Source organism: Hydrogenophaga sp. H7 (genome assembly GCF_002025745.1).
In the GTDB taxonomy this organism is placed as follows: domain Bacteria; phylum Pseudomonadota; class Gammaproteobacteria; order Burkholderiales; family Burkholderiaceae_C; genus Hydrogenophaga; species Hydrogenophaga pseudoflava.
The window spans coordinates 120,499-134,728 of sequence record NZ_MCIC01000016.1 but is presented as its reverse complement, the minus strand read 5'-3'; the positions used below and the strand labels follow the sequence as shown (position 1 = coordinate 134,728).

At 69.0% G+C, this 14,230-nt stretch carries 18 protein-coding genes and 1 riboswitch; of the genes, 14 read left to right on the top strand and 4 right to left on the bottom strand.

What is annotated here, in order from left to right; genetic code table 11:
- Nucleotides 1-11 precede the first annotated feature (11 nt).
- From BC358_RS14190 to BC358_RS14150, 9 genes are read left to right on the top strand one after another with little or no spacing between them, the layout of a single operon-like run.
- On the top strand, nt 12-1,022 hold the full coding sequence (locus tag BC358_RS14190; RefSeq protein WP_218669494.1) for a fatty acid desaturase: 1,011 nt from the start codon (nt 12-14) through the stop codon (nt 1,020-1,022).
- Nucleotides 1,019-1,693, top strand: a complete 675-nt coding sequence (locus BC358_RS14185; protein ID WP_079366335.1) for an SDR family NAD(P)-dependent oxidoreductase — start codon at nt 1,019-1,021, stop codon at nt 1,691-1,693. Before BC358_RS14190 ends, BC358_RS14185 begins: the two co-directional genes overlap by 4 nt.
- 20 nt (nt 1,694-1,713) lie before the next feature.
- Nucleotides 1,714-2,451 carry an SDR family NAD(P)-dependent oxidoreductase gene (locus BC358_RS14180; protein WP_079366334.1) on the top strand — a complete coding sequence of 246 codons (738 nt, stop codon included), beginning with the start codon at nt 1,714-1,716 and terminating at the stop codon, nt 2,449-2,451.
- Nucleotides 2,452-2,461: 10 nt separating this feature from the next.
- Entirely contained in the window at nt 2,462-3,412 is a 951-nt protein-coding gene (locus tag BC358_RS14175; RefSeq protein ID WP_079366333.1) for a DMT family transporter, read from the top strand.
- On the top strand, nt 3,409-4,194 hold the full coding sequence (locus tag BC358_RS14170; protein WP_079366332.1) for a creatininase: 786 nt from the start codon (nt 3,409-3,411) through the stop codon (nt 4,192-4,194). Before BC358_RS14175 ends, BC358_RS14170 begins: the two co-directional genes overlap by 4 nt.
- Nucleotides 4,191-4,868, top strand: coding sequence for a cysteine hydrolase family protein (locus BC358_RS14165; protein WP_079366331.1), 678 nt, complete (start codon nt 4,191-4,193; stop codon nt 4,866-4,868). Before BC358_RS14170 ends, BC358_RS14165 begins: the two co-directional genes overlap by 4 nt.
- The gene (locus BC358_RS14160) at nt 4,865-5,494 is read left to right on the top strand and encodes a hypothetical protein (RefSeq protein WP_079366330.1); all 630 of its coding nucleotides are present in this window, start codon (nt 4,865-4,867) and stop codon (nt 5,492-5,494) included. Before BC358_RS14165 ends, BC358_RS14160 begins: the two co-directional genes overlap by 4 nt.
- 27 nt (nt 5,495-5,521) lie before the next feature.
- Nucleotides 5,522-6,289: an MBL fold metallo-hydrolase gene (locus tag BC358_RS14155; RefSeq protein WP_079366329.1), complete on the top strand. Its 768-nt coding sequence runs from the start codon at nt 5,522-5,524 to the stop codon at nt 6,287-6,289.
- Between the two features lie 46 nt (nt 6,290-6,335).
- Nucleotides 6,336-7,118, top strand: coding sequence for a trypsin-like peptidase domain-containing protein (locus tag BC358_RS14150; protein WP_079366553.1), 783 nt, complete (start codon nt 6,336-6,338; stop codon nt 7,116-7,118).
- Between the two features lie 18 nt (nt 7,119-7,136).
- On the opposite strand, the gene BC358_RS14145 is transcribed toward BC358_RS14150, so the two are convergent.
- Together BC358_RS14145 and BC358_RS14140 are read right to left on the bottom strand one after the other, a co-directional pair.
- Nucleotides 7,137-7,691 (bottom strand): glycine zipper 2TM domain-containing protein, encoded by a 555-nt coding sequence (locus BC358_RS14145; RefSeq protein ID WP_079366328.1) that lies wholly within the window; start codon nt 7,689-7,691, stop codon nt 7,137-7,139.
- A gap of 99 nt (nt 7,692-7,790) precedes the next feature.
- Nucleotides 7,791-8,003 carry a hypothetical protein gene (locus BC358_RS14140; protein ID WP_079366327.1) on the bottom strand — a complete coding sequence of 71 codons (213 nt, stop codon included), beginning with the start codon at nt 8,001-8,003 and terminating at the stop codon, nt 7,791-7,793.
- A 167-nt stretch (nt 8,004-8,170) separates the two neighbouring features.
- Here BC358_RS14140 and BC358_RS14135 point away from each other — a divergent pair, with 167 nt between their 5' ends.
- From BC358_RS14135 to BC358_RS14125, 3 genes are read left to right on the top strand one after another with little or no spacing between them, the layout of a single operon-like run.
- Nucleotides 8,171-8,644, top strand: a complete 474-nt coding sequence (locus BC358_RS14135) for an Rrf2 family transcriptional regulator (RefSeq protein ID WP_079366326.1) — start codon at nt 8,171-8,173, stop codon at nt 8,642-8,644.
- Nucleotides 8,631-9,527, top strand: coding sequence for an NAD(P)/FAD-dependent oxidoreductase (locus BC358_RS14130; RefSeq protein ID WP_079366325.1), 897 nt, complete (start codon nt 8,631-8,633; stop codon nt 9,525-9,527). Before BC358_RS14135 ends, BC358_RS14130 begins: the two co-directional genes overlap by 14 nt.
- Before the next feature lie 26 nt (nt 9,528-9,553).
- Nucleotides 9,554-10,267, top strand: coding sequence for an enoyl-CoA hydratase/isomerase family protein (locus BC358_RS14125; RefSeq protein ID WP_079366324.1), 714 nt, complete (start codon nt 9,554-9,556; stop codon nt 10,265-10,267).
- 1 nt (nt 10,268) lies between these two features.
- On the opposite strand, the gene BC358_RS14120 is transcribed toward BC358_RS14125, so the two are convergent.
- A complete protein-coding gene (locus BC358_RS14120) occupies nt 10,269-10,670 on the bottom strand; it encodes an ankyrin repeat domain-containing protein (protein WP_179130084.1) in 402 nt (133 codons plus the stop codon).
- A gap of 606 nt (nt 10,671-11,276) precedes the next feature.
- Nucleotides 11,277-11,861, bottom strand: a complete 585-nt coding sequence (locus BC358_RS14110) for a hypothetical protein (RefSeq protein ID WP_079366321.1) — start codon at nt 11,859-11,861, stop codon at nt 11,277-11,279.
- A 332-nt stretch (nt 11,862-12,193) separates the two neighbouring features.
- Nucleotides 12,194-12,295: riboswitch (guanidine-I (ykkC/yxkD leader) on the top strand.
- 68 nt (nt 12,296-12,363) lie between these two features.
- Between BC358_RS14110 and BC358_RS14105 the strand changes: the two genes are divergently transcribed.
- Both BC358_RS14105 and BC358_RS14100 read left to right on the top strand, forming a co-directional pair.
- Nucleotides 12,364-13,239, top strand: a complete 876-nt coding sequence (locus BC358_RS14105) for an ABC transporter permease (RefSeq protein WP_079366320.1) — start codon at nt 12,364-12,366, stop codon at nt 13,237-13,239.
- 5 nt (nt 13,240-13,244) lie between these two features.
- The gene (locus tag BC358_RS14100) at nt 13,245-14,105 is read left to right on the top strand and encodes an ABC transporter ATP-binding protein (RefSeq protein WP_079366319.1); all 861 of its coding nucleotides are present in this window, start codon (nt 13,245-13,247) and stop codon (nt 14,103-14,105) included.
- Nucleotides 14,106-14,230 lie beyond the last annotated feature (125 nt).

The following is a 14,230-nucleotide window of genomic DNA, read 5'->3' as shown; positions in this document are numbered from 1 at the left end:
GGGTGCGCGCCATGCCCGCCCTGTTCCGGCACGCCGACGGCGCGCTGCCCAACACGCTCGCCCTTGCGGTGACCGTGCTGGGCTGGCCCGCAGGGATCTGGATGCTCGGCCAGAGCGCCTGGTGGCTGAATGCCACCGGCGTGCTGCTGGTCGCGCTCACCCTCACCTGGTCGGCCTACTTCATCCACGAGTTCGCCCACCAGGCCATCTTCCGCACGCCGCAGGCCAACGAGCGCTGGGGCGTGGCCATGAGCTGGATCAACGGCAGCGCCTACGCCAGCTTCGACGACCTGCGCCGCAAGCACATGCGGCACCACGTCGAGCGCGCCGATGTCATCACCTTCGACCACCAGGCCTTCCTGCGCGCGCACCCGCTGGTGCGGCGCGTGGTGCTGGCGCTGGAGTGGCTGCACATCCCGGCGGTGGAGTTCGTGATGCGCGGTTTCGTCATCGCCCTGCCCTTCATGGACGAGCGCAAGAAGGCGGCGCGCGGCCGCATCCTCGGCGTGGCCGTGGTGCGGCTCTCGGCCTGGGCGCTGCTGGCGGCGTGGTCGCTCAAGGCGCTGGTGCTGTACGCGCTGGCCTACCTGCTGTTCGTGCACCTGTTGCGGTTTGCCGACTGCTTCCAGCACACCTACGACGCCTACCCCATCCTGGACGACAAGCCGATCCCGCAGGACAAGCTGCGCGACCGCGCCTACGAACAGGCCAACACCTACAGCGACGTGGTCGGGCTCGATGCGAAGTGGCTCAACATGGTGTGGCTGAACTTCGGCTTCCACAACGCGCACCACGAGCGTCCCGTCGCGCCCTGGTACCAGCTGCCCGCGCTGCACCGCCAGCTCTATGCCGACAAGAGCCCGCAGGTGGTGACCGTGGGCGAGCTGCTGCGCGCCTACCACCGCCACCGCGTCACGCGCGTGCTGGCCAAGGACTACGGCCAGGTGCTGCCACCCGGCACCCCGCACCGCGCCGACGGCTTCATCGGTGCCGTGGGCGTGTCCTTCCTCACGGCGGTATGACCGTCCGCTACGGCCTGGAGGACCGCACCGTGTTGCTCACCGGCGCGGCCGGGGGCATCGGTCAGGCGCTGGCGCGCGCGTTCGCGGCGCAGGGCGCGCGGCTGTTGCTGGTGGACCGTGAGGCGGCGGCGCTGGATGCACTGATCGAGTCCCTGCACAGCCACCGGGTGCACAGCGCCGTGTGCGAACTCGGCAGCGACGCCGCGGTGGCCGACGTCGCCGCCCAGGTGGGCGACCGGTTCGGCCGGCTGGACGTGCTGGTCCACAACGCCGGCACCGAATACCCGACACCCGTCGACGACGCGTCCGAGGGTGCCACCGCGCGCTGGGCCGCGCTGCTGGACAACAACGTCAGCGGCATGTGGCGCCTCACGCGCTCGCTGCTGCCGTGCCTGCCCCGCGGTGCCAGCGTCATCCACCAGTCCTCCATCTGGGGGCGCATCGGTGTCGCGGGTTTTTCGGCCTACAGCGCCAGCAAGCACGCCATCGTCGGCCTCACGCGCTCGCTGGCGCTGGAACTTGGGCCGCGCGGCATCCTGTCGCGCCAGGCCGTGCCGGTCATGCTCACGCCCGAGGACCTGGCCGACACCTTCCTCTTCCTGGCCAGCGACGGTTCGGCCGCGCTCACGGGGCAGTGCCTGTGCCCAAGCCACGGCGAGGTGATGCTGTGACGGTCTCGACGCTCCCCACGATGTCGTTGCAGGGCCGCACGGCCCTGGTCACCGGTGCGGCCACCGGCATCGGCCGCGCCTGCGCACTGCGCCTGGCGCAGGCGGGTGCGTTCGTGTGGGTCAACCACCTCGGGCAGGCGGGCGCGGCCGACGCCGTGGTGCGCGAGATCGTCTTGGCCGGCGGCCATGCGCAGGCCGTCGAGGCCGACGTGAGCGACGCCGCCGCGGTGCAGCGCATGGCCGACGCCGTGGGCGCCGTGGACGTGCTGGTGAACAACGCCGGCATCATTCAGGAGAAGCCCTTTCTGGAGACCACCGAGGCCGACTGGGACCGGATGCTGGCGGTGGACCTCAAGGCCGTGTTCCTGGTCTGCCGTGCGGTCATCCCCGGCATGCTCGCGCGCGGCGGTGGCGCCATCGTCAACATCGCGTCCGATCTCGGCATCCTGGGCCGCGAGCGCTACGCGCCCTATTGCGCGGCCAAGGCCGGTGTGATCGGCCTGACCAAGTCGCTGGCGCGCGAGTTCGCGCCGCAACACATCCGCGCCAACGCGGTCGCGCCCGGCCCGGTGGCCACCGCCATGGTCTCACTCGAACACATGAGCGCCGAGTGGGTGGAGAAAGAGCTGGCGATCCCGCAGCACCGGCTCGGTGCACCGGAGGAGATCGCCGACAGCGTGCTCTTCCTCGCCAGCGACCTCTCGCGCTTCTACACCGGGCAGGTGCTGGGCCCCAACGGCGGCTCGGTGATGACCTGAACCTTCCCCCATGACCCTGCTGCCCGCCCACCCCACCGACCGCGTCGCCACCGCCGTGCTGCTGTTCTCGGCCACGCTCTGGGGCCTGACCTGGATGCCGCTCAAAGGCTTCATCGCGCAGGGCCTGCCCGGCCCGCTGGTCTCGCTGCTGACCTACGGCTCGGTGGGGCTGCTGGCGCTGGTCGTGCTCTGGCGCGACCGCAAGGCCTGGCGCGCCCAGTGGGGCCTGGTGCTCGCGCTCACGCTGGTCGGCGGCTGGGCCAACACCTCGTTTGTCAACGCGGTGATGCTGGGCGACGTGGCGCGGGTGATGTTCCTGTTCTACCTCTCCCCCGTGTGGTCGGTGCTGGGCGGCTGGCTGTTCCTCAAGGAGCGCATCCCGCCCGCGCGCTGGGCCGCGGTGGCGGGCGCCATCGTCGGGCTGTGGCTGGTGCTGGGCGGGCCAGGCCTGGGTGGCGCCGAGGTGCTGGCCTTCACCTGGGTCGACGCGCTCTCGCTGTCGGCAGGCTTTGCCTTCGCCGCCAACAACGTGATCGCGCGCGCCGCGCACCGTGTGCCGCTGCGCACCAAGACCTTCGCCGTCTTCGTCGGCTGCGGCCTGCTGTCCGCCATCGCCACCGGCCTCACTGGGCGCGAGCTGCCCGCCGTCGGTGCGTGGCTGTGGCTCGCGCTGCTGGCCTACGGCTTCGGCTGGATGCTGCTGGCCACCGTCACCTGGCAGTACGGCGTGAGCCACCTGGAAAGCAGCCGCGCCGGCGTCATCCTGCTGGCGGAACTGCTGGTCTCGGTGGGCACGGCCATTGCATTCGGTGGCGAGAGCCTCAGCCCCATGGGCTGGGCCGGCGGCGCGCTGATCAGCTTCGCGGCGCTGGCCGAAGCCCTGTTGCCACCCGCCGACCAGACCATGAACGAGACAAGCACCTCCACCCCCGTCGCCGCCACCGGCCCCCGCACACCATGAACACCACCACCGTCTGGATGAACCAGCTCTCCTGGGTCGACTACCAGCGGCACATCCGCACCGGGCACCCGCCCGTGCTGCTGCCGGTGGGCGCCCTCGAACAGCACGGCCCGCACCTGCCCCTGGGCACCGACGGCCTGCTGGCCAGCGCGGTCGCCGCCGACACCGCGGCGCGCGTGGGCGGCCTGGTCGCACCCACGCTGAGTTACGGCTACAAGTCGCAGCCCAAGTGCGGCGGCGGCCAGCACTTCTGCGGCACCACCAGCGTCGACGCCGCCACCCTCATCGGCCAGGTGCGCGACGCGGTGCGCGAGTTCGCGCGCCACGGCGTCGACAAGCTCGTCATCGTCAACGGCCACTACGAGAACCAGTGGTTCCTGATCGAAGGCATCGACCTCGGCCTGCGCGACGCCAAAGCGGCCGACCCGGCGTGTGCGCTGCAGGTGATGCGGCTGGAGTACTGGGACTTCATGACGCCCGAGACCCTGGGCCATGTGTTCCCCGAGGGCTTCCCCGGCTTCGCGCTCGAACACGCGGCCGTGCTGGAGACGTCCATGATGCTGCACCACCACCCCGGCCTGGTGCGCATGGACCTGCTGCCCGACGACGGCCCGGCCGACTTCCCGCCCTACGACATGTATCCCAGCCGCACCGACTGGGTGCCGCCCTCGGGCGTGCTGTCGTCCGCGAAGGGCTCCGATGCCACCAAGGGAAAGCTGCTCGCCGATGAAGTGGCGCGCCGCATGGCTGACGCCATCACCACCGGATTCACCCGCCCATGAACAGCCTTGCCGACCTCGACCCCGCCACCACCGCGCTGATCGTCATCGACATGCAGCGCGACTTCTGCAGCCCCGGCGGCTATGCCGACCAGGCCGGGCTGGACATCGCGCGCATGCAGGCCGTGGTGGGCCAGGTGAAGGCGCTGCTGATGGCCGCGCGCGGCGCCGGCCTGCACGTCTTCCACACGCGCGAAGGCCACCTGCCCGACCTCTCGGACTGCCCGCCGGCCAAGCTCGCGCGCAGCGTGGCGGCCGGGGCGCGCATCGGCGGCCCCGGGCCGCTGGGCCGGTTGCTGGTGCGCGGCGAACAGGGCCACGACTTCGTGCCCGAGCTGCGCCCGCTGGCCTGCGAACACGTGATCGACAAGCCCGGCTACGGCGCCTTCCACAAGACCACGCTGGGCGCGCTGCTGGGCGCCTTCGGCATCCGCCGCCTGCTGCTGTGCGGCGTCACCACCGAGGTGTGCGTGCACTCCACGCTGCGCGAAGCCATCGACCGCGGCTTCGTCTGCACCACCGTGGGCGACGCCACCGCCGCCAGCCAGCCCGAGCTGCAGGCACCGGCCCTGGCCATGATCGGTGTCGAGGGCGGCATCTTCGGCGGCGTGTGCAGCACGGCCGAGGCCGTGGCCGCGCTCAACGCGCTGCCGCGCGCGAACCGGGAGGCGGCATGAGCTTCTGGGTGAACCTGCCCGCGCCCGACGAACCCGTGCCCGCCGCCTACCGCGGCGTCTGGCAACGCACCCTGCTGGAAACGCCGGAGGGCCGCGACACGACCACGCAGGTGCACTGGCTGCAGACCGAGGGCTGGCACGCCGACCTGCGCGTGCCCGCGGGCATCGACCCAGCGACGTCCGCCGGCCGCGCGTTGCTGCAGGGCTTCTGCGGTATCACGCGCATCACGCCCGGTGTGGGCGGCCAGCCCGACATCTGCACCTGGCACCGCCGCTGGGACGTGCAGCCCCCGCGCAGCACACCCGACGCCGGCACCATGGTGTTCGAGACGCCCGAGCGCGTGATCGAGACCGGCGTGCATGGCCGCTACCTGGAAGTGTGGGAGCGCCTGCCCGGCTCCACCGGCCCCTACGCCGCGCAGGCCGAGCTGGATGGCCAGGGCCAGCACACCGGCGCGATGCGCTTCACGGCCGGTCGCTACACCCTCACCGTGCGCCCGCGCCGCGCCGCCTGGCCCACCGACCTGCGGCCCGACGAGACCCTGGCCGAACTGGTGCAGCGCCACCCCGATGCAGCCGATGCGTTGCTCGACTTCGAGCTGGTGTTCAGCGAGGCACCGGCCTAGACTGGCCGCCACCACCACAGGCCCACCATGCTCCCCACCCTCGACGGCGACTGGTTCGAATTCCGTTCCCTCGGCGACGGCCTCACGCTCATCACCGAGCCGCACGTTGTCCCGCTGCTGCGCTGCAACATCTGGCACATCCGCGGCCGCGACATCGACCTGGTGGTCGACACCGGCCTGGGCGTGAGCAGCCTCTACCAGGCCTCGCGCCACCTGTTCGGCCAGCGCGTCGCCGCGCTCGCCACGCATGTGCACCTGGACCACGTGGGCGGCCACCACGAGTTCGCCGAATGCTGGTGTCACCGGCTCGAAGCGCCCGGCCTGCGTGGCGCCGACCCGGCCTACACGCTGGGCGACATCGACCTCGCCCACCTGGACTTTGCGGCGCCCGGCTACGAGACCGGTGGCGCCGCCCTCACCGCCCTGCCGCGCCCGGACTACGACCTCTCGGCCTGGGAGATCAGGCAGGCCACGGTCACGCGCGAGCTGGAAGACGGCGACGTGATCGACCTGGGCAACCGCCACTTCGAGGTGCTGCACCTGCCCGGCCACTCGCCCGGCAGCATCGGCCTGTGGGAGGCCAGGACAGGCACCCTGTTCTCGGGTGACGCGGTCTACGACGGTCCGCTGCTCGACGCCCTGCCGCACTCCGACCGCGCCGCCTACGCGCGCACCATGGAGCGCCTGCTCGGCCTGCCGGTGAACGTGGTGCACGCCGGCCACGACCCGAGCTTCGGGCGCGAGCGGCTGCACGAGCTGGTGCGGGCCTACCTGGACCGCCTGCCTCTGTCATAGCAGCACCCACATGGCACAGGCACCCGAATGCGCCGACACTGCGGGCATGAACGCAACTCCTGCCGACCCGTCGACCACGCCCACGCCCACGCCCACGCCCGCCGTGGACCCGCTGTTCCTGGCCACGCCGGGCGTCACCACCTACGACGGTGACATCGCCCTGACCAACGCCTCCGGCTTCTTCTTCCAGCGCGACGACCGCCTGTTCCTCGTGACCAGCCGCCATGTGCTGATCGACGAACCCAGCCACCACCACCCCAGCCGGCTGGCGATCACGCTGCACCTGGATGCCCAGAACCTCTCGCGATGCACCGAGTTTTCCATGCTGCTGTATGCGAACGGGACGGCCGTCTGGCGCCAGGGCACCGACGGCGGTGGCGAGATCGACGTGGGCGTGCTGGAGATTGATCGCAGCGCCTTGCCCGGAGGGGCCATCGTCTTCGCCTTCACGCCGGAACACCTGCCCGGCGACTTCGACAGCGTGCCCATCGATGCGGCCCTGTGCATCGCCGGCTTCCCGCTGGGCTTTCGCGACACGGTGTACCAGCTGCCGGTGCTGCGCCACGCGGCCATCGCCTCACCGTTCGGTGTGCGCTTCCAGGGCCGGGGTTTCTTTCTCACCGATGCGCGCACCCACCGCGGCACCAGCGGGGCGCCGGTGGTGACGCGCCACCACGGCATGACGCGCGAGGGCGCACCACTGCCCTGGCAGCTGCTGGGCGTGCACTCGGCGCGCATGGACATGGGCAACCGCGACCGCGTGCAGGACGAGTCCCTGGGGCTGAACTGCGCCTGGTACGCGGACATCCTGCTCACGCTGACGGCGTGAGCGCGGGGGCTGGATGACCTATGACCGCGCCTCCGTCGGCGGTGGCGTGGTGACCACCTGCCCATCCTTCACCGGCAGCGTGGCGCCGGGTTCAAAGGATGTGCGCGTCTTGCCCTCCTGGCCGCCCAGCCGGTAGGTCACGTCGTAGCCCACCAGGCGCTGCGACTTCTGCTGCACCGTCTTGCAGCGCTGCTCGGTGGTGGTCACCACGTCGCGTTCCTGCAGATTCTTTTGCACCTGGTTACCGGCGTAGCCCCCGGCCACCGCGCCCGCCACCGTGGCCACCTTCTTGCCGTTGCCGCCGCCGATCTGGTTGCCCAGCAGGCCGCCCGCCACACCGCCGATCACCGTGCCGGCGATGCGGTGTTCGTCCTTCACCGGCGCCTGTCGGCGCACCGCCACGTTCTCGCAGCGCACCTGCGGCGTCGACACGGTCTGCAGCACCTGCTTCACGGCCACCACCTCGGCCACCTCGGGTTGCGCCAGCTTCTGGTACCCGGTGACCGCGCCGGCCCCCAGCACCACGGTGGCGATGCCGCCCACCGCCATGCCCTTCATCAACGACTTGTCCATTGTTCTGTTCCTTTCAGGGCGCGCAGTCTGGCGCCGCCCGCCCGCCAGGGCGTGACAAACGGTGTCAATCGCACACCACTGTTCACGCCCGCACCGCGTTCAGGGCAGCGCAATCGCGCCCTTGGTCACGTAGCGTTTGAAGTCGGTCAGCGGCATGGCCGCAGCCCCGTGGGTTTCGCCTTCCACCCAGCTCAGGGTGGCTTCGAGCCTGGTGGTTTCGATCTCCACCGGACCCTTCGGGATGCGCATCAGCGCGCCGTCGCCCGGGCGGAACTCGACCTTACCAACGATGAATCCAGTCTGTTGTGTCATGAGGCACTCCTTTCTGTTGTGGTTCATTCTGTTGGTCATGCCGTTGCCCCGGCATCGGTGAACGCGCAATCCGGCGGTAGGACGGGTCCTACGCCGGCAGCGCCACCACCGCCGGGCGAATGGCCCCTGGCAACCCGGGGTCACTTTCATGCAACTAATAATGTTGCATGAAACAAAACAGCCAGCTGTCCGACGTGCTCCATGTGCTGCTGCACATGGCCGAGCGCGATGCGCCCATGACCTCCGACACCCTGGCCACGGCCATGCAGACCCACCCGGTGGTGCTGCGCCGGCTGATGGGCGGGCTGCGCGATGCGGGTTTTGTCGGCTCGGCCAAGGGCCATGGCGGCGGCTGGGTGCTCACCTGTTCGCTGGAGCAGGTGACGCTGCGTGACATCCACGAGGCGCTGGGTGCGCCGGCCCTGGTGTCGCTGGGCTTTCGCGAAGACCGGCCGGAGTGCCTGGTCGCCCTGGCGGTCAACGACGCACTGACCAGCGCCGTGCAGGAGGCCGAGGCGGCGCTGCTGCGGCGGCTGGACGGCGTGACGCTGGCGGCGCTCTCGCGCGACTTTCATCGACGTCTGTTGGCCCGTGGTGCGGTGCGCCAACGGCCCGAGGAGCACTTCCATGATGAACACTGAATTCGCCGTCATCGGCGGCAGCTACGCCGGCATGTCGGCCGCGCTGCAACTTGCGCGGGCGCGCCGCCAGGTGCTGGTGGTGGACGCCGGCCAGCGCCGCAACCGCTTTGTTGACGAGGCCGGCGCCACGGCGCACGGCTTCCTGGGGCAGGACGGGCGCGCACCCGCCGCCATCGCCGCCGAGGCGCGCCAGCAGCTGCTGGCCTACCCGAACGTGCGGTGGATCGACGGCCTGGCCGAAGACGCGCACCACCGGCCCGACGGGCGCTTGGGCTTCCGCGTGGGCGGCGCCGAGGTGAGCGCCGCGCGGCTGGTGCTGGCCACCGGCGTGCGCGACGAAATGCCGCCCGTGCCCGGGCTGGCCGAGCGCTGGGGCCGCAGCGTGTTTCATTGCCCCTACTGCCACGGCTACGAACTGCACGAGGGCGCCATTGGCGTCGTTGCCACCTCGCCCGCCGCCCTGCACCAGGCCGCCATGCTGCCCGACTGGGGCCCGACCACGCTGTTCCTCAACGACGCCTTCACCCCGTCGGCCGACGAGTTGGCCCTGCTCGCCCGGCGCGGCACGCAGATCGAGCGCACCCCCGTCGCGCGCATCGAAGGCGTTGCTGACGTGGTGCTGGCCGATGGCCGCCGCTGCGCCATGGCCGGGCTGTTCGCCCAGGCGCGCATGCACATGGCCAGCCCCGTGGCCGAACAGCTGGGCTGCGCCTTCGAGCAAGGGCCCCTGGGCCCGTTCATCCATGTGGACCGCATGGGGCAGACCAGCGTGCCTCATGTGTTCGCCTGCGGCGACGCCGCGCGCGCCGCCGGCAACGTGGCGCTGGCCGTGGGCGATGGCGCCATGACCGGCGCGGCGGCGCACCGCTCCGTCATGTTCTGAACGCCGCCAGCCTGTCAGACTGCGCCATGCCCGCCACATCCACCCTCATTTGCGAATCCGACGCCGGCGTCCTCACGCTCACGCTCAACCGCCCGGACAAGCTCAACGCCATCCACAACCCGCTGGCCGAGGCCCTGCTCGACGCGCTCAACACCGCCGCCACCGACCCCGCGGTGCGCGCCATCCGCCTGCGCGGCAACGGCCGCGCCTTCTGTGCCGGCCGCGACGTCAGCGCTGCGCCCACCGACAAAGACCTGGAACTCGTGCAGGCCGTCTCGCGCGCCATCGTGGCGCACCGCTGCCCGGTGATTGCCGCCGTGCACGGCTGGACGGTCGGCGCGGGCTTCGAATGGACGATGAACGCCGACATCGTCTTCGCCGCCGACGGCGCGAAGTTCAAGCTGCCCGAAGCCTCGCTCGGCGTCTTCGTCACCGGCGGCCTGGTGGCCACCCTGCCCGCCGCCATCGGTCCCATGCGCGCCAAGGCGCTGACGCTGCTGGGCGAACCGTTCGACGCCACGCAGGCGCTGGCCTGGGGCCTGGTCTACCGCTGCGTGCCGGCGGACGAACTCGATGCGGTGTCGCTGGCCGCGGCCCGGCGCATTGCGGACCTCAAACCCGAGGTGGCCCGCGAGTTCAAGCGCGTGCTCAACCAGATCGGGCTGGAGCGCTTCGAACGCGCGGTGGAAGAGGAGTCGGCCGTCCAGCGGCGCTGGGGCGCGGGCGACGCGGCGGTGTGATTCAGCCCGCCGGCGGGCGCTGCTTCTTCGCGATGCGGTCCCAGTCGCGCAGCGTCTGCAGCAGCCGGTTCTTCGCGTCGGTGTGGCTCTGGCCGAAGGTCTCGGCCATCCGCCGGCGCAGCGCCTCGTCCGGCGGCGGCGCGCCCAGCGCTTTGAGTTTGTCGATCACCAGCATCAGCACCTGAAAGCTGCCCGAGCCCACCGCCATCGTCAGCGGCGTCTGCCCATCGGCCGCCGCGTCCAGCACGTTGGCGCCGTGCTCGATCATGAACTTGACCACCCCCGCCTTGCCGCCCGCACAGGCCCAGTGCAGCGGCACCAGCCCGCCCTCCAGCCGCGCGTTGAAGTCGGCGCCGGGCGCGAGATGCTCCGCGGCCAGGGGCCAGCCGGAGGCTTTGATCATTTGCTGGAGTTGCCAGGGGGTCATGGGTGGAATCTGGGTGGTGCGCTTGTATTGCGTGGAAGCGAGGGGAGAAAAAGCATGTCAGGTTGCCCTGACATGCTTTGACCAGCTATCGCTGTTGCGCGAAGACCAACAACTGCCACTTGATAGGACCGCTTCCAGGGGCATGTTGGTGGTGGTTTTGTGGGGGCAGCGTGTGACCCTTTGCGATCCCAATTTCGTCGCCACAGACTGCACACCGGTAAATACCTGCATTGGCCGCTTGAGTGCCAGGGGACGCCAACTCATCGAAGGCTTTGTGCTGGCTTTGAACTAACAACTGACCGTATTTGTACTGAGCCATTTTTTGCTCTCTCAAAGTGAATAGTTTGCGAGCCGGTGCGGGCATGTGTCGCCCGCACTTCTTGAGCGCTTAAACTACCCGCACACGGCTTTGCACACCGTGTGCAGGTAGCGGTCAAGCTCTTCTTTGGTTGCTCGAATAAGACACGAGACCTCTCATATCTGCTAGCTCAAGTTCACTAGCTGAACTCCCGGTCAAGGGGCTGTTGTGCAATGAAGGGTCAAGCGGTCGCACGCTTGGCCCTTCGCCTTTTGGACGACGATCTAGAACGGAATGTCGTCGTTCATGTCCTCAAATCCGTTCTTTGTCGTAGTGGTCGTCGGGGCTTGTTTGGGTTTCGTTCGAACCCAGGTCGGCAGCTCCTTAGCACCCAGTTCACCCGAGGCAACTTTTTGAAAGAGGCTCCAGTGCTCGCGGAGTCTTTCAAAAATCAGTGACTGTTCTTCCACATCCCAGGTGAACTCTTGGTCGAAGCCAACATACCTCCCGTGCCACAGAAGCCCGTTCTCACGGACGAGCTTCCAAAGGATCTGCTCCTCGTGAGTTAGTAGGTCTTGGTGACGCAATGCCAGCTTGGCAAAGCGATCTGCTTCGTCAACGTCCCAAAGTGCTTCCGCCTCGTCGGCAATGGTGGCATTGCCGTTGAGGTCCAAATGGACCGACGCCAGACTGTTCTCTATAGCCCACTCTATGTAGCTAGAGAGAGCGCGCCGCTGACGCTTTGCCGCGAGTTCTGCGAGATAGCGCAGCTTCGGGTCCAGTCGAACCGAAACGGTCTCTGAGCGAGAGAGCTTCCCGCCGCCTGTCTTGCGTCGATCTGAAGTGGTCATCGGAATTTCTGTGTTCATATCCAGTATTCTCCATGAAATGACATGACTGTCAACACAGAGAATCAAAAAAAGTTCATGTACTCAGAGTCAAGTTTTTTGGCTGAGAGAAGATCATTCGCCTGAGTTTTTAAGGGTTTGCTTATCTTGGTGGCTCCGTTGTTACAAAGTGTTGTAACCAAGAACGTTTGCTTGTCGCATTGACAGCTTTGTCGGCTCGTAGTTGTTAGCACTACGCAGCAATGCCCCTACGGAGCTTTGCTGGGTCCGTATCAGCTGCTGTAGTCCTGGCACCAAACCTGCTAACTAAGCAGCACAGAGAGGCGAGTGCACCAAAACAGTGACTCGCAGCCTTGAATGACCGCTAGGGTTCCGGGTGCCGACAGGCACTGACTGGTCCGAGAGCGGTCGGCCACGATCGTGTGGCTCCACGGAGGGACAAAAGCCCGGGAGAAGCTGGCATGCCGCTGATGCGGTGGCGCGAGCCTCTCTGGCCGTCGTCCCCCCGTACAGGAGCCCGCGCATGTCCACGTCTCCCCCTTCGTTTCCGCTGGTGGTCCCGGCGCCTGCCGCCGAGGCGGCTGCGCTGCCGCCAGCGCGCCGTCCGCTGTCCTCGCTCTGGACGGTGCGCGCGCCCATCAACCGCCGCGCCTACTGGGTGCTCGCGCTCTCCGGCCTCGTGCTGCCGCTGCTGGCCTGGGCCGCGCTGGCCGCCTGGGGCGGGCTGGACCCGACCTTCATGCCTTCGCCCGCGGCGGTGCTGGGCAAGTTCTGGGTGTGGCTGACCGAGAACGACCTGATCGACGACATGGCGGTCAGCACCTACCGCGTTGTGGCCGGCTTTCTGCTCTCGGCGGTGATTGCGCTGCCGCTGGGCCTGTTCATCGGCTCCTACCGTTCGGTGCAGGCGCTGCTGGAGCCGCTGACCGACTTCATCCGCTACATGCCGGCGGTGGCCTTCATTCCGCTGGTGATGCTGTGGGTGGGCATCGACGAGGGGTCCAAGATCGCCATCATCTTCATCGGCACCTTCTTCCAGATGGTGCTGATGGTGGCCGAGGACGTGCGCCGCGTGCCGGCCGCGCAGGTCGAGGCGGCGCAGACCATGGGCGCCACCCGCAGCGAGCTGATCGAAAAAGTCATCCTGCCCAGCGCCAAGCCCGCGCTGCTGGACACGCTGCGCATCACCATGGGCTGGGCCTGGACCTACCTGGTGGTGGCCGAGCTGGTGGCGGCCAACTCGGGCCTGGGCTACGCCATCCTGCGCGCGCAGCGCTTCCTGCAGACCGACACCATCTTCGCCGGGATCATCGTCATCGGCCTCATCGGTCTGGCGACGGACCAGGCCTTCCGGCTGCTGCACCGCCGCGCCTTTCCCTGGCTCTACCTGAAAGGCTGACCGCCATGCGCTTTCCCGCCTTCAACCCCCTGATCCCCAAGATCCAGATCCGCGACCTGCACAAGCGCTTCGACGGCGCGCCGCTGAACGCGCTGGAGCACATCAACCTCGACATCGCGCACAACGAGTTCGTCACCTTCGTCGGCGCCTCGGGCTGCGGCAAGAGCACGCTGCTGCGCACCATCGGCGGGCTGGAGACGCACACCAGCGGCGAGCTGCTGGTGGACGGCCGGCCCGTCACCGGCCCCGACATCGACCGCGCCATGGTGTTTCAGCACTACAGCCTCTACCCCTGGATGTCGGTGATGGAGAACATCAAGTTCTGCCGCCAGCTCGCCGCGCACCGCAAGGACCACACGTCCGCTCAGGTCGAAGCCGCCTCGGGCCGCGCCGACGCGCTGCTGCGCCTGATGGGCCTGCAGGCCTCGGCCAACGCCTGGCCCAACCAGCTTTCGGGCGGCATGCAGCAGCGCGTGGCCATTGCGCGTGCGCTCATGGGCCGGCCCGGCATCCTGCTGATGGACGAGCCCTTCGGCGCGCTGGACGCGCAGACGCGCGAGGTGATGCACGACCTGATCCGCCACGTGCACCGGCTGGAGCGCGCGACCATCGTCTTTGTCACCCACGACGTGGAAGAAGCCATCTACCTGGGCGGCCGCGTGGTGCTGATGGCGCCGCGCCCGGGCCGCATCGACACCATCTACGACGTGCCCTTCGGCGACCAGCGCACCCAGGACCTCAAGCACGCGCCGGAGTTCCTCGCGCTCAAGCGCGAGATCCTCGAACGCATCCGGGAAACCTCGGGCATGAAGACCGACCTCGAACAACTGCAGCGCCTGTCCGGCCTGACCGCGGAGACCGTATGACACCCACCCCCACCTACCCCCTGCCCGAGACGCTCACCGACCCGCTGAGCGTGATCCCCTCCAACCCGCCGGCCGCGATGCCGGTGGACGCGCCCGCGCTGTGGCAGCGTTTTCCGCAAACCGCG